16 protein-coding genes are annotated in these 21,380 nt (G+C 59.0%); 7 read left to right on the top strand and 9 right to left on the bottom strand.

What is annotated here, in order from left to right:
* Positions 1-37: 37 nt before the first annotated feature.
* A complete protein-coding gene (locus tag AM218_RS13120) occupies positions 38-1,273 on the top strand; it encodes an alpha/beta hydrolase family protein (RefSeq protein WP_231717492.1) in 1,236 nt (411 codons plus the stop codon).
* A 175-nt stretch (positions 1,274-1,448) separates the two neighbouring features.
* On the opposite strand, the gene AM218_RS13115 is transcribed toward AM218_RS13120, so the two are convergent.
* The 4 genes from AM218_RS13115 to AM218_RS13100 form a co-directional block, all read right to left on the bottom strand.
* Positions 1,449-1,844, bottom strand: a complete 396-nt coding sequence (locus AM218_RS13115) for a hypothetical protein (RefSeq protein ID WP_054414305.1) — start codon at positions 1,842-1,844, stop codon at positions 1,449-1,451.
* Between the two features lie 15 nt (positions 1,845-1,859).
* Positions 1,860-4,286 (bottom strand): penicillin acylase family protein, encoded by a 2,427-nt coding sequence (locus tag AM218_RS13110; RefSeq protein ID WP_231717491.1) that lies wholly within the window; start codon positions 4,284-4,286, stop codon positions 1,860-1,862.
* Positions 4,287-4,431: 145 nt separating this feature from the next.
* Complete coding sequence (locus AM218_RS13105; RefSeq protein WP_054414304.1) at positions 4,432-5,061, bottom strand: outer membrane beta-barrel protein; 630 nt, start codon at positions 5,059-5,061, stop codon at positions 4,432-4,434.
* A 144-nt stretch (positions 5,062-5,205) separates the two neighbouring features.
* Complete coding sequence (locus tag AM218_RS13100; RefSeq protein ID WP_054414303.1) at positions 5,206-6,018, bottom strand: septal ring lytic transglycosylase RlpA family protein; 813 nt, start codon at positions 6,016-6,018, stop codon at positions 5,206-5,208.
* Between the two features lie 352 nt (positions 6,019-6,370).
* On the opposite strand from AM218_RS13100, the gene AM218_RS13095 reads away from it, so the two are divergent.
* Entirely contained in the window at positions 6,371-7,282 is a 912-nt protein-coding gene (locus AM218_RS13095; protein WP_054414302.1) for a DUF72 domain-containing protein, read from the top strand.
* 102 nt (positions 7,283-7,384) lie between these two features.
* Positions 7,385-9,481, top strand: a complete 2,097-nt coding sequence (locus AM218_RS13090; protein WP_054414301.1) for a matrixin family metalloprotease — start codon at positions 7,385-7,387, stop codon at positions 9,479-9,481.
* Positions 9,482-9,489: 8 nt separating this feature from the next.
* Here AM218_RS13090 and AM218_RS13085 read toward each other — a convergent pair whose 3' ends face one another.
* Positions 9,490-10,437, bottom strand: coding sequence for a 3-oxoacyl-ACP synthase III family protein (locus AM218_RS13085; RefSeq protein ID WP_054415606.1), 948 nt, complete (start codon positions 10,435-10,437; stop codon positions 9,490-9,492).
* Between the two features lie 165 nt (positions 10,438-10,602).
* On the opposite strand from AM218_RS13085, the gene AM218_RS13080 reads away from it, so the two are divergent.
* On the top strand, positions 10,603-11,175 hold the full coding sequence (locus tag AM218_RS13080; protein ID WP_082318229.1) for a hypothetical protein: 573 nt from the start codon (positions 10,603-10,605) through the stop codon (positions 11,173-11,175).
* Positions 11,176-11,189: 14 nt separating this feature from the next.
* Here the strand turns inward: AM218_RS13080 and AM218_RS13075 are convergent, their stop codons facing one another.
* Positions 11,190-12,215: a DUF3667 domain-containing protein gene (locus AM218_RS13075; RefSeq protein ID WP_054414299.1), complete on the bottom strand. Its 1,026-nt coding sequence runs from the start codon at positions 12,213-12,215 to the stop codon at positions 11,190-11,192.
* Positions 12,216-12,567: 352 nt separating this feature from the next.
* Between AM218_RS13075 and AM218_RS13070 the strand changes: the two genes are divergently transcribed.
* Entirely contained in the window at positions 12,568-15,477 is a 2,910-nt protein-coding gene (locus AM218_RS13070; RefSeq protein ID WP_054414298.1) for a PA14 domain-containing protein, read from the top strand.
* Positions 15,478-15,563: 86 nt separating this feature from the next.
* Here AM218_RS13070 and AM218_RS13065 read toward each other — a convergent pair whose 3' ends face one another.
* Positions 15,564-16,313 carry a head GIN domain-containing protein gene (locus AM218_RS13065; RefSeq protein WP_082318228.1) on the bottom strand — a complete coding sequence of 250 codons (750 nt, stop codon included), beginning with the start codon at positions 16,311-16,313 and terminating at the stop codon, positions 15,564-15,566.
* 184 nt (positions 16,314-16,497) lie between these two features.
* Here AM218_RS13065 and AM218_RS13060 point away from each other — a divergent pair, with 184 nt between their 5' ends.
* Entirely contained in the window at positions 16,498-16,968 is a 471-nt protein-coding gene (locus tag AM218_RS13060) for a nuclear transport factor 2 family protein (RefSeq protein ID WP_054414296.1), read from the top strand.
* Between the two features lie 77 nt (positions 16,969-17,045).
* On the opposite strand, the gene AM218_RS13055 is transcribed toward AM218_RS13060, so the two are convergent.
* Entirely contained in the window at positions 17,046-19,106 is a 2,061-nt protein-coding gene (locus AM218_RS13055; protein ID WP_054414295.1) for a M13 family metallopeptidase, read from the bottom strand.
* Positions 19,107-19,388: 282 nt separating this feature from the next.
* Between AM218_RS13055 and arfB the strand changes: the two genes are divergently transcribed.
* A complete protein-coding gene (gene arfB / locus AM218_RS13050) occupies positions 19,389-19,802 on the top strand; it encodes an alternative ribosome rescue aminoacyl-tRNA hydrolase ArfB (protein ID WP_054414294.1) in 414 nt (137 codons plus the stop codon).
* A 16-nt stretch (positions 19,803-19,818) separates the two neighbouring features.
* Here arfB and mgtE read toward each other — a convergent pair whose 3' ends face one another.
* Entirely contained in the window at positions 19,819-21,207 is a 1,389-nt protein-coding gene (gene mgtE / locus AM218_RS13045) for a magnesium transporter (RefSeq protein WP_054414293.1), read from the bottom strand.
* Positions 21,208-21,380: the final 173 nt, after the last annotated feature.

The raw sequence follows: 21,380 nt of genomic DNA, 5'->3' as shown, positions 1-21,380 counted from the left end.
TGCCTCTGCCGGTGTTATACCCAAAGTCTATTCACCTTTGACGCTTTCTGCCGTGACCCTTTTTAACTCGCGCCACCGCTCTATGCGCCCCGTTGCCACCGGGCTGCTTTGGCTTTCCCTGTTTTTCTCGGTTGCGGCCGGGTGTAAGAGCGAGGCCCAGCCCGCGCCGGCCGCCACGCCAGCCACGCCGGTGGCTACTCACCTCATCAGTAGCACGCTTATTGGGGAATACAGCCCGGCGGTGCTGGCCCAGCGGGTAAGTAGCGTACCACTGGCGGGCGCGCTGGCCCGGTTTCCTATCCGGGTGTATAAGCTCACTTACTCTACCCAAACTCCGGCCGGGCAAACCATTACGGCCTCCGGGGCTTTGCTGGTACCGGTGGCCAGTCAGCCGCTGTCTTTGCTGAGCTATCAGCACGGTACTATTCAGCCCGATGAGGAGCGGCGCGCGCCTTCCTATTACAGCTCCAGCAGTGAGGTGTGGTCGGCGGTATCGTTGCTGGCTTCCACGGGCTATGTGGTTTCGGCCCCCGATTATATTGGCTACGGCGCTTCCAAAGCGCAGGCGCACCCATATGAGCACGGCCCTTCGCTGGCTTCGGCTTCTTTGGACATGATGCGCGCGGCCCGGGAGTTTTGTAAGCGCGAGAAGCTGCCCCTCAACCAGAAAAACTTTCTACTGGGCTACTCCGAAGGCGGCTACGCCACCATGTCGCTGCACAAGCTGATGGAGGAAAAGTACGCCCGGGAATTCACGGTAACGGCCAGCGCCCCCGGTGCCGGGGCTTACCACAAAACGGCCTTCGCCAACTATATTCTAAGCTCTGATAAGCCGCTGAATTTCCTGAGCTCCTACGTGTGGGTACTGGATACTTATAATAAGGTATATGGCATCAACCGGCCGTTTCCCTATTATTTCAATCAGCCCTGGGCCGGCCAGCTGCAGCTTAATCCCTTTAGCTCGGTGCCTTCTAAACCCGCCGAGCTGTTCACCGCCACCTTCCGCCAGGGCATCCTCAGCAACACCGACCAGCCCATGAGTACCGCCTTCCGCGACAACGACGTGTACGACTGGAAGCCCACGGCCCCGCTGGCCCTCTTCCACGGCACCGCCGACGACTACGTGCCCTACTTCAACTCAGAAGATGCCTACAAGGCCATGCGCAGCCGCGGCGCCACGCAGGTAGAGCTGCACCCCATTGAGGGCGGCAACCACTTTACTTCCGCCGCCCGCTATACGCTGGAAGCCTTCGCCTTTATTTCCCGCTATTAGATTAATTCCTGCGTTTGTGTCATGCAGAGGCGGAGCCTCTCGCGTGCTGACTCTGTTGGGAAAAAGAATGTCATGTCGAGTGAAGTCGAGACATCTCGCGTGCTGATGTTGCCAAGGTATACCACACTAGCGAGATGCTTCGACAAGCTCAGCATGACAATTCTCTTATACACTCTTAAAGGGTCAGTTTTCTGGCTGCCGGCTGCATTGGCTCCACCGGTACTTGTCGCTGACTCAACACCGCCTGCCGTACCCACGCGCCGGCCAGCGCCGCAAAGCCGCCCACCAGCCCGCCCAGTATTGCCGTTACCAGCACCAAGGCCCAACCGTGGCCACCCAGCGGCAGCAGCTGCGCCACCCGGTGACTCAGAATGCCCTCCGTGCGCACGTGCAGCCAACTGGCCAGAACCAGCCAGCCCAGCCCCACCCCGGCAAACCCGGCCAGCCACGCCTGACCGCCCTTGCGGCCGCGCCAGGTAGCCAGCATAAAGCAGAGTGGCGTAATAATCCACCACGGCAGGAAAAGCTGCGCAATGGCCGCCAGCACCAGAATCAAGAGAAAAAGCACCATAATAAGGCAGAGAAGTTATTGGGAAGTAAGCGACCAGGCGGTGGAAACCCGCGGGTTAGCTTCGGTAGCAGAGCGCAGGAAAATCAGCTCGTTCAGCTGGCCGAGGCGCCAGGTTTCAATCAGGTCATCGTAGTGGGCCGAGCCGGGGTTGCCACTTTGGCCCCCGGGAAACACCCCGAAGGCGTGCACCTGCGGCCCCAGCGCCACCACCATGCGCCAGGAAGGCCCGTTGCGCTCGGAAGTAGCATTCACAATACCAGCCCCGCCCCCGCACACAATATCCATGCGGCCAAAGCCGGGCAGTTGGGCCAGGTGCAGAATATCGGTGCTCTTCTGATTAGCCCAGTTCCATTGCGGGCTCAGCGGTCCGAATTTGCGCTGTAGGGAATCTACCGCAAATTGAAAGGACTGCCGCGCCAGTTGGGGGAGGGTTTCTACGGCCGGGGTGCGACGGTCATCAACCCAGGGGCTGTGGTCTTCTTTCAGTACTAATGTATTGGTCCGGTCGCGGGAGGGGTAGCGCATTTCTGCCCCGGCCTGGGCTCCGAAGTCATCCTCCCAGAGTTGCTTTAGCAGCGTTTTGTACCATAGCTCAAACACCGTAGGTCCAATGGCAGCGGCATCATAGAAGTAGTTCCAGCGGCTGAGGGCCTGGGTTACTTGTTGCTGGGCCGGGCTGAGCGACTGGCCGCGCAGGAGCGCCAGCATGCGGGGCAGCATGAGCTGCGCATTAATGCCCAGGTTATCATTCTGCAGCAGCCGCAGACTATCCACAGTGGCGCTGGTCATGCGGGCCAGGCGCTGGTTGATGCGGTGGCCCCGGTCCCAGGGGGCAAATTCCCAGCCCAGGTAATAAGGATAATCGGGGCCGGCGGAAAACTGGTTGGCCGACGATACGAAGCCGCGCCCCGGGTTTTTCACGTGCGGGTTTTGCGGCTGCGGAATCCAGCCCTGCCAGTCGTGGGCGGGGTTGGTGCCATCCAGAATAAACTTGCCCTGGTCGCGCCATTTCAGCGGGAAGCGTCCGTTGGGCCAGATGGCAATATCATTTCCGGCATCGGCAAAGATGAAGTTCTGGGCCGGAGAACCGTAGGTGCTCAGCGCAGCCGTGTAGTCGGGGTAGGAGTGGGCGCGGTTGAGGCGGTAGAAGGCCAATACCTCGTTGGCGCCGTCGTGGGCCGTCCAGCGCATGGCGTGCCGGATGGGCGTTTGCGAGAGGAAAGGCTTTTCGTCGTGGTCGTACACGATGGGGCCGTGGTGGGTGTACAGCACCGTATCGAGGCGGTCGACCTGGCCGCGCACTTTGATGCGCTCCACCACGCGCCGGATGGGTTTCCAGCGGCCATCGTGCCAGTACTCCCGCTGCGTGGCATCCTTAAATTTCAGCTGATACCAGTCCAGCACATCGGCCCCCACGTTGGTCACGCCCCAAGCCACATCAGAGTTAAACCCGATAATAACCGTGGGCGCGCCCGGAATGGTCACGCCATACACATTCACCCCCGGCGCTGAGAGCTGAATCTGGTACCAGATGCTGGGCAGGTTCAACTGCAGATGCGGGTCGTTGGCCAGCAGGGGAAAGCCCGTGGCCGACTTGCTGCCGCTGACGGCAAAGTTGTTGGAGCCCAGCTCCGCATCCGGCTCGTTGCGCGGGGTGTTATTGGATAACTCAGCCGAAAACTCTTTCGGCGTGGGCGGTACCGGCACGGGTTTAAAATCCAGCGGCGCGCCCACGGGCACAATGGGGTCTTCGCGTAGGGGGTAGTCCGGAAACAGGTCCTTCACCACGCCCGGGCCGTATTTGTTCAGGATATTGGAGAGGCGCAGGTCATCGGTGCGGCCGCTCAGGTCCCAGGCCATAAATTTCAGGAGCAGGGCGCATTTCAGCGGCTGCCAGGGTTCCGGGGCGTAATTCAGCAGCTTATACTCAAAGGGCAGTGTGGCCGGCGTGAGGGAATGGATGTAGGCATTCACGCCCGCCGAGTACGATTCCAGCACGGTGCGGGTGGTGGGGTCGGCCATCATCACGGCCAGGGAACGTTTAGCGCCGTAGGGCAGGCCCATGCGCCGGAAAAACCGGTCGGTTTCCAGTCGTTTCTCGCCTACTATCTCCGAGAGGCGCCCGGCGGCTACGTGGGTCTGGAATTCCATCTGCCAGAGCCGGTCGCGGGCGGTGAGGTAGCCCTGAGCAAAGTACAGGTCGTGGTCGTTCTGGGCAAACACGTGGGGCACGCGCTTATCATCAAAGCGCACCTGCACGGGCTGCTGCAGGCCCGGCAGCGTGAGGGTTTGCCGGGCGGGGAAATCCTGCTCCCGCTCGGCGTTCTGCCAGAACCCGCGGAATGGGCTCAGGAACTTGCCCATGGGCGGCACATCACCCTGCTTGGCGTTGAGCACCCACGTCAGCAGCAGGCTGAGGAGCACGGCAGTAAAGGCTTTCATCCACTGGAACATAGCGGGCAGTTGGTTGGGGCGCTTAAGGTAGAAGCCTTGCCGCAAAATGCAACGGCGGAGCGGCAGAAAACAGCCCGCACGAAAAAGGGCGACCTTCATGGGCCGCCCTTTTAAAGTAGTAGTTATGCTATTGTTATGGCTGCGGGGCGGCTGCTTGGCGCTTTTGCAGGAAGATACTGAGACCCAGCTGGCCCCGTAGGTTGCCGCTTGAATAGGCTTGGCTCAAATCAGTGTGATGATAGCCAATCGTGGCCTCTAAAGCTATGTTTGGGGTGAAGAAGTAATTATAGCCCAAAGCCCCATGGAAGCCCGAGTGCGTGTTCTTCATCTTATTAACTTCTTCGGTGCCATTATACTCAACCCGGGTACTGGAACGAGTCTTGTAAAACTCTACTCCGGCCTCAGCAAAAAACCGGTGCCGGCTAGCGCTGGGAACATAGTAGCGGGCAAAAGGGCCCAAGCCATAGCCTAACCCTTCATTTGTATAGTGGTAAGGGTTTACTGGAGTAATAGTATAGGGGTTCTGACTGAAGTAATAGTAATTGACATTCACTCTGGCCCCTACCAAAAAATTATTCATCAGAAAAACACCAGCGCTGGGAGACAGGCTCGCTGAAATGTTGGAACCATTACTATTCTTGTCATGGGAGTACCCAAAGTTGCCACCAGACAAGCCCAGCATTACGGTGCCTTTTTCAGTTTGAGCCGAAGCAGAAATGGTGAGCAGCATGGCGCCGCCCAGCAGCATAATCAGCTTTTTCATAAAGTAAAGTAGGGGAAGGAATAAGAAAAGAGAATGAATACCCCAAGAGGAGACCAGACACCCCAGTAGCGTTGCATCGCACAAAAAAGCCCGCCGGACGCTCAGGTCCGACGGGCTTTTAAGTAACAGGCCACTAAGGCTGTGTTAGAAGTTCTCTTTCTGGCGCACCAGGCCACTGATACCCCACTCCTGCAGCTTGCGGCGGGTAGCTTCAGCATCAGCCGGCGAGGCATACTGGCCTACAATTACGCGGTTCAGGGAGCGGCCATCTACCGTGGTGGCAGCAATGCTCACGGGCAGGGTATTATCGAGGGCCTGAATTTTAGCCTGCACGGCCTGCGCGTTGCGCGCATCGCCATAGGTGCCGGCCTGAATAACGAAGGTGGGGGCGGGCTCGGGAATTACAACCGCATCGGCGGCTTCGGTAGCGCCGGGCTCAATAACGGTGGCCAGCGTGGTGGCTTCGGGGTCGGTGGTCAGTTCGGCCAGGTTCCCGGGGGCGTCCGTGGGGCCGAGGGGGGTATCCGAAGGGACTATTTCCGCTACCACGGATACGGCACCCATGCGGACAATATCCAGCGGGCGGGCTGCTACTTCGGCCAGATCCAGAATGCGCTGGTGGCGGAACGGGCCCCGGTCGGAAACCCGGACCACTACGGACTTGCCGTTTTTTGGATTGGTGACGCGCAAACGGGTGCCGAAGGGCAGCGTTTTGTGGGCGCAGGTATATTTAAAACGGTCAAACCGCTCGCCGCTGCTGGTGCGCAGGCCCTGATGCTCGCGGCCATACCAGGAGGCCCGGCCCCGCAACACGGTTTTTTTAGCGGCGGTTTTGCCGGTTGGGGTTTCTTCTATCGTTTCTGTGTGGGCCCAGGCAGTGCTGAGCGGGGCAGACAGCAGCAAACAAAGCAGTGCCATCATCAAGCCCGAGACATCCATGCGGTAGAGTAACTTCATAGTGTTCGTTGCGTTGGTGAAGGGTGGCAAAACTATTAGCACAATCCCAAATCGATGGGAAACTTCCAAAGAAGGTCTTTATATGTCAGCTCTGTTATTGTCTTTTTCCGCTAAAACTTGTACAAAATATATGCAATAATTTTTCACAAAAAATTGCGCTTACTCTTGGTTGATGCACTTTTTTGAATTATTAAGGGACGATTGACTGGAATCCAAGAAAATTAGATAATAAGGGAGATAAAAAATTTTGGCCATCAACCCATCAACTAGGTAAAAACCTGGTTGCATAGGTGCTAATTATTTGTTATGAACATAGACGTCCGCTGAGGTGGGCGGCCTCGTATCTTGCGGTATGGATTTTGGTCGCCTTTCTGATCTGCGCTACGTTGATTTTCGTCTGCCCCCGGACCACCCGGGTACCGCCGCGGTGCTGGCCCGCCCGGCCCCGCTTGTAGCCCCGCCCCAGGTGTTTGTGGGCTGCCCCATCTGGACCAATAAAGCCTGGCTGGGTTCTTACTTTCCGGCCGGCGCCAAAGAGGCAGATTTCCTGAGCCACTATGCCCGGCAGTTTAACAGCATTGAGCTGAATACCACCCACTACCGCATTCCCGACGCGCCCACCGTGCGCAAATGGCGGGCGGCCGTGCCCGAAGGCTTCCGCTTCTGCCCCAAAATGCCGCAAAGCATCAGCCACGAGCGGGAGCTGTATAACGCCGATGACCTCACCCTCACCTTTTGTCGGGCTATTCAGGAGCTGGGCCCGGCCCTGGGCATGACCTTTCTGCAACTGCCCCCGCACTTCGGCCCCGAGCGGCTGCCCCGCCTGGAGCGCTACCTGCTCGATTTCCCCGCCGACGTGCCCCTGGCCGTAGAGCTGCGCCACCCCGCCTGGTTTGCCGATACCGCCCTGCGCGAATCGGTATTTGAAATGCTGGAAGCTCTGGGGAAAACGCTGGTCATTACCGATGTGGCCGGCCGCCGCGACGTGCTGCACCAGCGCCTGACCACGCCCGTGGCCTTCATCCGCTTTAACGGCCACGGCCTGGTACCCACGGACTACCAGCGCGCCGACGCCTGGGCCGAGCGCCTGGCCGCGTGGCTGGCCGCCGGGCTGCAAACCGTCTACTTCTTCATTCATCAGAAAGACATCATGCACGCCCCCGTCTGGACGCAGTACTTCCTGGCGCGGCTTCATAGCTTAACGGGCCTGGAGGTAGCGCCGCCCCGCATTATTCCCCAACCAGTGCAAGGGAGCCTGTTTTAACGCCAAGCTGCCTGGCTTTTTCTGATAATTTGAAGGTAGCGAAGCGCCCCAACCCGCCTAAACTCCGTACTTCTGCAAAACGACTTTTAGCTCGGCTGTTTCATGAAATTATCTACCCTTTTGCGGCCGCTGCTGGTGGCCGGGCTCCTTTCCACCGGCTTACTAAATGCGCGGGCACAGGCCCCCGGGCCGGAGATGCGCTGCCTCATGCAGCTCCTGCCGGAAGCCGAGCGGGTGCAGCAGTCCCGGCTGATTGTGGAAGGTGAAGTGCTGCGCTCAGAAAGCTTCTGGGATGCGGCCCACCAGCGCATTTACACCGCCCACCGCCTTCGTATATATAAGGTGTTTCAGGGGCAGAATACCGGCCCGGAGCTTACCCTACTCACGGAAGGCGGCACCGTTGGCCTGAATCAGCAGCGCCTGACCAACACCCTCACCCTGGCTCCCGGCGAGCAAGGGGTTTTCTACCTCGCCCCGGCCACCTTTGCCGGCACTACCCCCACGGGCAGCTGGATGGCCTATGGCAGTGAGCAGGGCTTCATTCGCTATGATCTGGCCAGCGGTACGGCCGCCGAGCCGTTCCGGCAGTACGCCGCCATCGACCAGACATTTTACGCCCGCCTGGAAGCGGCCACGGGCAAGGCCCTGCGTCCGGTGCAGCCCAATCAGCGCCTGCAGGAAGCGGCGGTGCGTCGCCAAACGGCGGTAGGCCGGCCCCAGGCCGTGCTGATCAGCACGCTCACGCCCTTGCGCATTACCGCGGGCACCGGCCAGGTGCTTACCATTCGGGGTACCGGTTTTGGGGCTACGCGGGGTAATGGCTTTGTGGAGTTCCGCAATGCTGATGATGGCGGCGAGACGCTGGTAAAGCCCCAGCCAACGGATTACGTCAGCTGGACTAACTCGGAAATAAAAGTGCTGGTGCCCACCTACGGTGAGGGCGGCAAGGCGGCCGGTAGTGGTACCGTGCGCGTTACTACCAATGGGCAGGACGCCGGTACCAGTGTAGCCACGCTTACCGTGGTATACGCCGTGAGCACCGTGCAGGAGCAGAACAGCAAAGACATTGTGCGTCCCAACCATGCCAACCGCAATGGGCGCGGTGGCTACACCATTCAGCCCACCCCCGGCTTTATAAGCCGGGGCGCCTTGCCGGCTTTTGCGCGGGCCCTGGCCACGTGGCGCTGCAACACCGGCGTAAACTGGGAAGTAGGCGACTCCCGCACCGGCAAGATAGAAGCCGAAGACAACGTAAATGCCCTGGGCTTTGATGCCAGTGACAGCCAGCTGCCCGCGCGCGTGTTGGGCCGCACCACCAGCTACTACACCGGCTGCCGCCGCCCCGATGGCCAGATTGTATTTGCCGTGAAGGAGTTTGATATGGTGTTTGATGATGCGCAATCCTGGCAGTATGGCCCGGGGCTGCCCTCCGCCACCCAGTACGACTTTGAATCGGTAGTGCTGCACGAGCTGGGGCATGCCCAGCAGCTTTCCCACCTGATTTTGCCCGGCGCCGTGATGCACTACGCCTATGGGCGGCAGCAATCCAGCCGGGAGCTAAACCCCGAGAGCGACATTGCCGGGGGCCGGTTTGTGCTCACTACCCGCAGCTTCCGCAACCTGGGCTGCGGCCCCGCAGCCATGCTGCCCGCCCCGCTGGTGCGCGTAGACCCGCAAACCGTGCTGGCCGGCCAGAACCAGGTGTTCTGGACCACCACCGCCGAGTGCTTTGTAACCGAGTTCGTGATAGAGCGCAGCCTTGATACCCTCACCTGGGAGCCCATTGGCCGGGTAGCCGCTACCGATGCCGGCTCCTATAGCATCACCGATGCTACCCCGCCCGCTGGCAGGCCTTACTACCGGGTGGGCGTAGTGCGCCCCGATGGCATTATTGATTACGCCGCTCCGGCTCGGGTGCGGGACAGTGCCCTGGCGGCTAATAACCTGGAGCTCTTCCCAAACCCCGTAACCGATGAAACGCCCAATATTCAGTTCTTAATTGAGACGGAAGGCCAGCTGCTGCTGCGGGTGTATGATGCCGTGGGCCGCCTGCTGCAAACACAGGTGCTCACGCTGCAGCCCGGCCTCAATATTGTGCCCCTGCGCCTGCCCCCGCTGCGCGCGGGCTGGCACGTGCTGCGCTGGTCCGACTATAAAGGCCACGAAGGGCAGATTCCGTTTATCCGGGGAATGAACTAGCCGGTAGGCTAGCGCTCCAGCAGCATGGCGCCGTAGGAGTAGCCGCCGCCAAAAACGGTCAGCACTACGCGGTTGCCGGGCTGCAGCTGCCCCATGGTATCGGCCAGGCCAATGGCAGCGCCGGCACAGCCGGTGTTGCCCAGGTACTCAATGTTGGATACGGCGCGCTCCTCCGGCAAAGCCAGCGTCTGGAGCACGTTGTTGGTAATGCGCCGGTTGGCCTGGTGCGGAATCAGGTAAGTGATGTCGTCCAGGTGCAGGTCGTTGCGCTCCATTATCTGGCTGGTCACGCGGGCCATGTACTGGCAGGCCCAGATAAACACGTCCTTGCCAAAGGGCATCACAATGCCGCGCTCCACGGGCTTCAGTGTTACGCTGATGGTAGCTTTGCCCACGGTGGCGGCACCGCCCGTCATCAAATCCACCATGCGCAGGTCGGTGGGGGCCAGGCGCTCTTTGGTTACCAGCAGGGTAGCGGCGCCGTCGCCCCAGAGGTGGCCGGCCACGGTATCGTCTTCGTTGTAATAGGCGGTGTTGTGCTCAGAAACCACTACCAGGGCCCGGGTGGCCTTGTTCATGGCAAAGTAGCCTTCCACCACTTCCAGGGCATTCAGCAGGGAAGAGCAGGCGGAGGAAACGCTCACCACCGGGATATCGGGCACGTTAATGGCGTGCTGCACCACGTGGGCCAGGGTTACAATGGTATCGTGGGGGGTGTAGGTGGCGCCTACAATCAGGTCTACTTTTTCCACTTCAAAAGCCGGGGCAGCGGCCAGGGCGCGCTGGGTGGCTTCAATAGCCATGGTGTTGGTATTCTCACCAGGGCCGGCTTTGCGCCGCTCCCGTATGCCGGTTCGCTCAACAATCCATTCGTGGGAGAGGCCGTTCAGGCGGGAAAAATGCTCATTCGTGACTACCTGCTCAGGCAGATAGTAGGCAACGTGGTGAATATACACTGGCAAAAACCGGAAAAGCGGAATAGAAATCAGGTAGCAAGGTACGGGACCGGGGCCAAAACTGGCAAACCTGCGAAAGCGGCGCGTACTTTGCACCGCCGTTGTGCGTTCAACGGACATTGCCCGTAGTCGGGTTCCTTTCGAAGTATACCTTTCTTTTAATTTATGGTGTTTGCGCGTTTTTCCGGTCGGGGTTTCCTGGTATTGCTGCTCGTTATATTGTCGTTTTCCGGTGCGCAGGCGCAGAAATACCGCACGGCGGCGGGCTTCCGGTACAGTCCCAATGGCTACGGCTTAACGGTGCAGCAAAAAGTATGGGAGAAGTCTACGCTGGAGGGCCTGGCGCTGGCCGATACCCGGGAGGTAAGTGCTACGGTGCTGGCCGAGCGGCACTTTCCCGTTCTGGGCCCCAGCCTCAACTATTATTTTGGTGCCGGCGGCCATGTGGGCAATAACAAAGACACCGGCACCTTCGGCGGCTTCGATGCCATTGCCGGCATTGAGTATAAAATTGCCTTTACGCCCCTGGTGATTTCCGCCGACTTTAAGCCCAGTGTGGAGTTCAACTCCGCCGACTGGGCGCGCTTCCCCACGGGTTTATCGATGCGCTACATCATTGTGAAAGAAAAGAAGCGTGGCTTGTTTGAAGGCATTCTGGGCGGGGATGATGACAAGAAGAAATCGAAGCCGAAAAAGCAGCAGAACAACGGCTTTCTGAAAGGGGTTTTTAACCAGTAGTAAAGCCGCCCGGCCTATACCATCATCAGACTGGCCACCAGCGCACCCATCAGCACCAGCGCAATAACCAACCCATAGCTTACCATCATCAGCAGCACTTTGGCCACCGTTTTGCGCCCCGACTGCTGATAGATGAGGCGGAGTGCCTTGTAGAGGTACCAGGCCGGCAGCAGCAGCATTATCACTACTCCCCACTCGCCGTTGTACACGTAACCCAGCAGCAGGTTGGCGGTAAACAGTAGAAAGACAAAGCAGTGGAAGTGGATGGAAAGAATCAGATGACTTAAGTAATACTGGCGGTGCCGGATGTAAAGCGCCTTCAGGAGCAGGGCAAACAGAGGCATTAGCAGAAACATAGCTATGGAAATGCTCTTCTGCAGCTTGTACTCAATCTCCTCTTTGGTGGCATTCTGAATGCGGGGCAGGCGGTTCAGGGCCAGCCGGCGGTACCAGGTGGGTTCCTTGCCGTTAGCCCGAATCATGGAATCGGTGCGGGCGGCGGTGGCGTGTTCCGAGAACCATTGCACGTCCCGCTGGCTTAATTTCAGATCGAAGATATTGGTGGTGTCCTTGCTGTAGGGCTTGCCCACGGTGACACCAAAAGGCTTTTCTCCCACTGTATTCTGCAGCAGCGAATCGGCAGTGGCCAGGTCTCGTTTATCGGCCTCTGTGGTTACTTTAATATCAGAAAATACCTTCTCCTTCTTGCCCGAATCACTGTGTTGCATCGAAAGCAGCAGGAAGAACACAAAGCTGATAAACACATACAGCCGGATGGGCGGGACAAAATCTACCCGGTGCCCATCGTTGAACAGCTGGGTGAGGCGGCCGGGTTTGAACAGCAGCAGCCGAAGCGTGCGGAAGACTTTGGAGTCGAAATGAAACACGCCCTCCAGCGTTTCTTCCAGCACGTGGCCAAAGGAGAGGTTTATTTCATGATTCTGCTGGCCGCAGCGCGGGCAAAACTCATTGGGCTGTCCTTCGGGAAACGGATAGGCGCAGTTAGCGCAGGCAGGCAGCTTAACTCGGGAATGCGACATGAACGGGGAAAAGAGCCGCGCAAAGGAAGGTAGCGCGACGGCAAATAAGCAATTCGGGAGCAGGTTCTAAAACAGGCAGGCAAAGTGCGGTGTCCATAAATGCGTCCAACAGATCGGGTAGCGGCTCCTGAATCAGTAAGTATAAGATTTGGGCTTTATTCTGCGAAGATAGCAGTAGTTCGATATTCGCCATGAACAGTTTGCTGCAAGATATATGCTTTCCATAGTTATATATCAAGCAGAAATACTTATAATATTCATATAATAATTCTAATAAAGTATTTTTATATTTCACGAAAGAAAGATATTTTTAACCTCTAAGGCAAGGTGGTTCACTTTAAATTCTGAGGTTATGAAGCATCTTTTTTCACCGATTTTACAGCGTGGTTCATTTTTCTTAGGTCTGGTTATTTTAAGCCTGCAGGGTCTGGTAGCTCAGGCGCAAGGGCCAGCCGTAGCCTGCACCGGGCAGGATGCCGGCGGCCAGGCCGCTACTAATGGTCTTTACGCCGAATATTACGCCGGCTATTTCAACGATGACCAGAGCTTCTTTGCGGCCCATACGCCGGGCCTGACGCGGGTAGATCCTCTCCTGAACTTTACGAGCACTGCTAGCTGGGGAAGCATTTCGCCTCCCGCTACCAGCGCCCCCGGGGCTAGCCCCGGCGCCAAGGATAACTTCAGCGTGCGGATACGGGGCAGTCTGATGGTGCAGAAAGCGGGTACCTACACGCTGTACCTGACTTCGGATGATGCCTCTTTTCTGTGGTTGGATAATGCCGTGCTGGCTACGCCCACGGAGGCAGCTGCCGCCATAAAAAATGGTGGCAGCCACGGGCCCACCGAAAAAACCGCCACCATATACCTCACCAAAGGGCTGCACAATATTCTGGTGCATTACGGCGACATAGCCGGGAGCAACATCCTCAAACTGGAATGGTACAGCACCGATGCGGGCATCAGCCGGGAGATTATCCCCACGGCGTCGCTCTGCACCAGCCTTCAGCCGCTGCGCTCTTATCCGCAGAGCTTGGTTTACACTCCCAACTATACCGCCACGGCCACCGGTACCAAAGTCACCTCGGAGCCTCCCACGGTTACCAGTAGTTCGCGCATCAGCGAATACATCCTGATTAATGCCTCCTCGTTGCCGGCGGGCATTACCATCAACAAGACCACGGGCGTGCTCACCGCGGATAAGGACGTGCCCGTGGGCACCTACGTGGCCGATGTAGCAGCGACCAATGACGACGGATCTACCACTTTCACCCAGGTCTTCACCTTTATTATCACGCCGCCCCCGCCCGCCGGCGTTACTGGCACCGACCCCGGCGGCCACCCGGCAGCCCAGGGCCTGTACATTGAGTACTACCCCGGCAACTTCAACACCACTACCGACTTTAATGCATTCTTTGCGCAGGCGCCTGCCCGCTCCTGGGTGATTCCTCAGGTGGATCTGACCAATAACTGGGGAATTATTAACCCGCCCGCCACCGGCTCCCTCCGCAACCCCAATAACTTCAGCGCCCGACTCCGGGGCACCCTCAGCGTACCGGTTACCGGCAATTATGTCTTCTACCTGACCTCCGATGACGGTGCCATTCTCTGGCTGGATAATGACGCCATCAGCTCCCCTTTGCTGCTGAATAAAGCCGCTATTAACGACGGCGGCAGCCACGCGCCGGTCACGAAACAAGTGCGGCGCTTTCTCACGGCGGGCCTGCACAACGTGCTGGTACTGTACGGCGAAGGCGAGGGCAGTAACATTCTGCAGCTGGAATGGTCCAGTACTGCGGCCGGCATTACGCGCCAGATCATTCCCAGTACGGCCTTTGGCACGCCCCTGCAGCGGTTCTGGCAGCTACCCGAGGCGCTGACGTATGCGCCTATTACCACCACGGTGGGCGTCAGCGGCAGCGGCTCCTCGGCAGTGCCCACAGTAAGCAGCCCGCGCCCGGTATCCGGTTTTGCCCTGACCAATGCCGAGGATCTGCCTGCCGGTATTACCATTGATGCCGCCACCGGCCGCCTGCTGACTGATGGCACCGTGCCGGAAGGTCGTTACCAGGTCGATGTGGCCGTTATCAACACTGAAGGCTCCACCACTTTTCCGCGCACGTTTGCCTTCGTTATTGCGCCGCCACCACCCCCTGGCTGCACCGGCACCGACCCCGGCAACAAACCTGTTACGGCCGGCCTCTACGGGGAGTATTATGCGGGCTATTTTGATGATTTAGACAATAATCAGAACTTCTTCACCGCCCAAACGCCCAGCATGCTGCGCACAGAGCTGGGTCTGAACTTTGATCAGGATGACTGGGGCACGCTGGTGGGGCCGGAGCTCGATTCCAAAGGACTGCCCAATATGTTCAGTGCCCGCTTCCGCGGCCGCCTGTACGTGCCCGTAGCCGGCCAGTATACCTTCGCGCTGACCTCCGATGATGCCTCGTATCTGTGGCTGGATGGCGCTGCGCTGGCTACGCCGCCTACCACAGAAAGTGCCCTCATCAACAATGGCACCGGCCACCCACCCATCACCATCACGGGCACCGTAACTCTGTCGGCCGGGCTGCACCCCATTCTGGTGCATTATGGGGAGTTTACAGCCAGTAACCGCTTAATATTAAGCTGGAAGAGTACGGCGGCCGGCATTCCGGATCTGGTGCCTATTCCCGCTACGCTGCTTTGCACGGGTATTGGCGCCGCGCCGCTGCCAGTAGAGCTGGTGCGCTTCCAGGCCCGGGCGGCCAGTGGTGGGACCGTGCAACTGGACTGGGAAACGGCCCTGGAGAAAAACAGCGCCTACTTTGCCGTGGAGCGCTCCACCGATGGGCAGCACTTTACGGAAATCGGGCGGCAGGCCGGCGCCGGCAACAGCTCGCATGCCCAGCGCTACCAGTTCGTGGACCGGCGCCCCGGTGCCGGCCTCAACTACTACCGCCTGCGCCAGACCGATTGGGATGGTGCCGTGCAGTACTCGCCGGTGCAAACCGTGCAGCTGGCCAGCCGGCAGGAGCTGCTGCTGAACGTATTCCCTAACCCCTCGACGGGCAAATTTGTGGTGCGCGTGAGTCAGCCGGCAGCGGCGGAGGCCTCCCTGGAAATTCTGGACCTGCAGGGGCGGCGGCTGTATACCCAGGCGCTACCTGCGCAAAGCACCGGCGAGTATCGGATAAATGCGCCGGGCCTGGCCCGGGGCGCCTACCTGGTGCGACTGATTACCCAAGGCGGCAGCACCACTCAAAAGCTGTTGATTGAATAGAAGCCCATTATTACACCAGAAAGCCCTGCGCTAGCTTTAGCGCAGGGCTTTTTGTTAAGTGAGGCAGAGAAAATGAGTGACTCTGCTTACGCTTTCCGGACGGTGCCCGAGCCCATAATATGCGAGGTAACCTGCGGGCTGCCCTGGTACAGCACATTGCCGGACCCGGAAATAGAAGCCTGCAGCGTCTGGCTGGCGTGCACCTGGCAGCTCCCGGAGCCGCTGATGCTGATTTGCGTAGCGTTAGTGCGCAGGTTGGGCGCTGCCAGGCGGCCGGAGCCGCTGATGGATACCTTATGCGCATCGGTGCTGCCGGAGAGGCTGATGCGGCCCGAGCCAGACAGGGAAGTGTTGAGTTGGTCGGTGACCAGGTTGAGGCGCATAGCCCCCGAGCCGGACATACTCACTTTCAGCGCTGGTGCTTTAATAGGCGCTTCACTGCTCATGGAGCCCGAACCGCTTACTCCCAGCATTTTGATAGTGGGCATGGTCACGTAGATTTTGATGGGCTGCCGAAAGGTGGTGCCTTTATACCACCCGGCTTGCCGGTCTTTTTCCGGCATCCGAATGCGCAGTCGGTTATCCTTTACCACCGTTTCTATGCGGCGCAGATCTTCATCGGCGCCCACAATTTCTACCCGCTGCGGGCTGCCCTGCCGCAAAACCACCTCCGCGGGAATGTTTAAGGATAGCTCCTCAAAGGCCGCTACTTCCCGCACCTCGCGGCGCTCGTCCACCGGAGCCGCGCTAACGGAATGCACAGGGGCGGGGCGGAATGCTGTCATCAGAGAGATGAAGGCCAGCAAAGGAAGCAGGAGAAGCGTAGCAGATTTCATAGGAAAGAAGATGAAGTTGGGGTGCTTTCCGGATAGATGGTTAGCTGCCCGGAACCGTTGCCTGACGTTCTAAAATTCCTGCCGGATAGGGGCGAAGAATGCAGGCATAAATCCTTAGAAGTCAGAAACGAAATAACGCAGCTTTCTCTACCTTAACCCGCTCACTCCCAAGCATCCTGTGCCCATGCACCCCCACGAAGAACTGCTGCACCGCTTCTATCAGGCCTTTCAGCGCCGCGACTGGCATGCCATGACCATGTGCTACCATCCGCAAGTCACTTTCCAGGATGCTGCCTTCTCCCTGACCGGGGCGCCCGAAATAGGCGCTATGTGGCGCATGCTCTGCGAGCGGGGCCACGACCTGCAGCTAACCTATAGTAACGTGCACGCCGATGACCACCAGGGACAAGCTGACTGGGAGGCCCGCTATACCTTCTCCCAGACCAAGCGCCCGGTGCATAACCGCATCCAGGCCCGCTTCACCTTCTCCGACGGCCTTATCTACTCCCACCACGATGCCTTCAGCTTCTGGCGCTGGTCGCGGCAGGCGTTAGGGCCGGTGGGGTGGCTGCTGGGCTGGTCGCCGTTTCTGCAACGGAAAGTGCAGGCCCAGGCAGCCAAAAATCTGCAGCAGTTCAGAGCGAAGCTTGCGTAGTGCCGGCCGCTATATCAGAATAAAAAAAGCCTCTCCGCAGCAAGCGGAGAGGCTTTTTGAGTAGCAAAAACTAATTGCTACCAGATGGTAACCCGGGTGCTGTCGGGGCGCCAGAGCTGCTGGCCTTCTTTCACGTTGAACGCTTCATAGAAAGCGGGCACGTCGGCAAAGGGGCCATTCACGCGGTACTGCGCCGGCGAGTGCACATCGGTGAGGATGCGCTGGGCCAGCACCTCATCCCGCTGGTGGTGCTGCCAGCCCAGGGCGTAGCCCAGGAAGTAGCGCTGCGTGGGCGTGAGGCCGCCAATTTTCTCGCCTTTCTTGTACTGATCGGTCTTTTTAAAGGCATCGAAGGCAATGACGATACCGCCCAGGTCGGCAATGTTCTCGCCGGCTGTGGCCTTGCCGTTGATGTGCAGGGAATCGAGCACGGTGTAGCCGTTAAACTGGCGCACAATGCTGTTCACGCGCTGCTGGAAAGCGGCGCGGTCCTGCTTGCTCCACCAGTTGCGCAGGTTGCCCTTCTCGTCATACTGGCTGCCTTCGTCGTCGAAGCCGTGCGTCAGTTCGTGGCCAATGGTAGACGCGCCGGCGTAGCCGTAGATGATGGCATCATCGGCATCGGCATCTTTCAGCCCGGGAACGGCAAAAATGGCGGCGGGCAGTACAATTTCGTTGTTGCTGGGGTTGTAGTAGGCATTGTACGTCTGGGGCGTCATGTCCCACTCGGTGCGGTCTACGGGCTTGCCCAGCTTGTTTACCTGGTAGCGGTACTTCCACTCGTTGGCGCGCATCACATTGCCCAGGTAAGAATCCCGGTTAATGGTGAGGGCCGAATAGTCGCGCCACTTATCGGGGTAGCCTACTTTGGGGGTGATTTTGGCGAGCTTCACCAGCGCCTTTTGCTTGGTGGCGTTGCTCATCCAGTCCAGAGCCTGAATATGCTCCCGGAATGAAGCCACCACGTTTTCGGTGAGCTTGGCGTAGCGGGCTTTGGTTTCGGGGGAGAAATACTCTTTTACGAACAGCTGGCCCAGGATTTCGCCCATGCCATCTTCCTCCTCATCCAGCACGCGCTTCCAGCGGGCACGCTGCTCTTTCTGGCCCTGCAGAATGGTGCCGTAGAAGCGGAAATGCTCATTATCGAAGGGGCGGCTGAGCTGGCTGGCAAAAGTATTCACCAGGTGCCACTGCAGGTAAGCCTGCCACTGGTCCAGCGGGGTGGTTTTCAGCAGCTGACCAGCTTTCTGGTAGAACTCCGGCTGCCCCACAATAACGGTATCTACTTTGGCCAGCTCCATTTGCGCGAGCCAGGGTTTCCAGTCGATGCCAGGGGTGAGCTTGCCGAGGTCGGTTACGGCGCGCTTGTTATAGTTGGCGTATGGGTCGCGGAGGGCTTCCAGCTTGCGCGAGGAACCGGCTAGTGCCGTTTCCAGCTGCATAATCTGCTGGCTGTGGCGCTGGGCCGTAACGGAGTCCTGCCCCAGCAGCTGCAGCATGCGCGCTACGTGCCGCACGTACTCCTTGCGGATGTTGCTGGTGCGGGTGTCCTTGTTAAAATAGTAGTCGCGGTTTGGTAAGCCCAGCCCGGCCTGATACAGGTGCAGGGCCATTTTTTCACTGTTTTTAGCGTCCTGCGCTATATACAGGCCAAGCAGCGAGTTCACGCCCAGTACCTTGTGGCGGGCAATTACAGCCTGCACATCGGCCAGAGACTTGATAGCGGCAATGCGGTCCAGCTCGGGCTTCAGCGGGGCAAGGCCCTGCTTATCAATGGCCACGGAATCCAGCCCGGCGGCCCAGAAATCACCAATTTTCTGCTGACTGGTGCCCGCCTTGGCGTTGGCTTTGGCGGCTTCCTGGTTGAGGGCGCGCAGGCGAGCATATACCTCGTCCTGCACCTCTTTGCCAATGCCCCAGGAGCTTTCGGAGGCGGGAATGGGATGCTTTTTCAGCCAGCCGCCATTGGCGTAGGTGAAAAAGTCGTCGCCGGGATGAATGGTGGTGTCCAGGTTGGCCTGGAGCAGGTCGGGCTGGCCGGCCGTGCCGGTAGAGCCGGATGATTGGCAGCCGGCTAACGCCAGGGCCAGAGCGGGGCCGAGCACCAGGCAGCGCCGGGCCGCAGAGGAAATTTTCATGCAGAACAGAGGAGAAGGTTGAGTGCGACGAAGATAGAGCGGCGCCGGGACATAAGACAAGAGCCTGCCGCGCAGGTTGCAATGCGCCGGCACTCGGCTGGCAGCGCCGCCGGGCACCAGCCAAATACTTTCGCCTCAACCTTATACTTGAATTCTGAAGTGCCGCCTGGCAAAAGCCGGCTTACGGTAGGAGAGAAATAGGCGAACTATATTGCCGTAGTGCCGGTATGCGCAGTTTGGTGCTACTTGCCGCCGCTATTCCCTGCTTTACTCTGCTTACCCATGCTGCCTGCTGCCGATGCTTTTCTGCCCGAAATTCAATTTCAAACCAGCCGCAGCAGCGGGCCGGGCGGACAAAACGTGAACAAGGTAGAGTCCAGGGTAGAGCTGCGCTTTCATGTAGCCGATTCCCAACTGCTCAGCGACGAGCAGAAAGAAGTGCTGCTCACGAAGCTGGCCAAGCAGCTTACGGCGGAGGGTTTGCTGCTGGTAGTAGCGCAGGAAGACCGCAGCCAGCTGCGCAACAAGGAAATTGCCCTGCAGAAGTTTCATCAGCTGCTACTGAAGGCCCTGCACAAGCCCAAAGCCCGCAAGGCCACCAAGCCCAGCAAAGGAGCCGTGCGCCAACGCCTGGAGTCCAAGAAAAAGCACAGCACCAAAAAGGCTAACCGCGGCAAGGGTGGCCTGGACTTTTAACGCCCGGCCCGGCCCGTTACAGCAGGGTGCCGCGCAGCACCATGGTAGCCACGGAGAAGTAGATAATCAGCCCGGTTACGTCTACCAGGGTAGCTACAAAAGGCGCGGAGGAAGTAGCGGGGTCCAGGCCCAGGCGCTTGAGCAGCATGGGCAGCATTGCCCCCGATAGCGCCCCCCACAGTACAATGCCCAGCAGCGAGAAGCCCACCGTAACGGCAATCAGCAGCCAGTAGGGGCCAAAATAGCCGGGGTCGATGTAGTTGGCCCACAGGATAATGCGCAGGGAGCCTACCACGCCCAGAATACCGCCCAGCAGCAGCCCCGAAATCAACTCGCGCCGCATAACCAGCCACCAGTCGGAGAGGGTGAACTCGCCCAGGCTCATGGCCCGGATAATAAGAGACGTAGCCTGGGAGCCGGCATTGCCGCCGGCCGAGATAATGAGGGGAATAAACAGGCCCAGCACGGCGGCTTTCTGCAGGTCATCCTCAAAATGGTGCATGGCGGAGGTCGTCAGCATCTCACCAATCAGCAGGATAACCAGCCAGCCGGCCCGCTTTTTCACCATGTTCCAGATGGAAGTGGCCAAGTACGGCTCGTCCAGGGCCTCGGAGCCCCCCAGCTTCTGAATGTCCTCGGTATCTTCTTCTTCCCGGATGTCGAGGATATCATCAATGGTCACGATGCCGAACAGCACGCCTTCGTCGTTCACCACGGGCAGGGCCACCCGGTCGTTTTTGCGGAACACGTCAATGGCCGCTTCCTGGTCCTGCATGGCCTGCAGGCTCACGTAGCGGCGGTCCATCAGTTCGCTCACGCGGCTATCCGGCTCGGCCAGCAGCAGCTGCCGGATGCGGATATCATCAATCAGCACGCCCCGGTTATCCGTAACGTAGAGCACGCTGATGGTTTCGGACTGCCCGCCGTGGCGGCGGATGTAGTCCAGCACCTGCTGCACCGTCCAGTTTTCCCGAATGGCAATGTAGTCGGGCGTCATCAGGCGGCCCACGCTGTACTCGGGGTAGCCCAGCAGCTCCAGCGTTACCTTGCGCTCCGACTCCGACAGGGTCTGGATCAGCTCCTTTACAAAGTCATCGGGCAGGAACTCCAGCAGGGCCGTCCGGTCATCGGGCGACATCTCATTGAGGATGTCGGCAATTTTCTCCTGAGAGAGGTTGGCCAGAAAGTGGCGCTGAATATCCAGGTCCAGATACTCGAATACCTCGGTGGCCAGCGTGAGGGGCAGCAGCCGGAAAATAATCAGCTGTTCGCGCTCCTCTTCCTTCTCCAGCAGCTCTACCAGCTCGGCCGGCTCAAACTGCTTGAGAACCTCCTTCAGCTTAAAGAATTCGCCCTCCTGAATCAGGGACGTGATGGTTTCCGCGGTGGGGTGCTGCTGAATCATCGGACTGAGGGAGCTAGTGCTTCGCTAGGCAAGCAGGTTGAGGTGAAAATCGGCCTGCAAAATTAGGATAAACTGGCGGCTAACCCGCATTGCCGCCCGAAATTTCGACCAGTAAAATGGGTTATTTCCCCTATGCCCGGTCGGTGTCCTGCCAAGGGCCCTGGCTGCCGGTA

Source organism: Hymenobacter sp. DG25A, assembly GCF_001280305.1.
In the GTDB taxonomy this organism is placed as follows: domain Bacteria; phylum Bacteroidota; class Bacteroidia; order Cytophagales; family Hymenobacteraceae; genus Hymenobacter.
The sequence above is the reverse complement of the archived record's forward strand: the minus strand, read 5'-3'. Positions and strand labels throughout refer to the sequence as shown.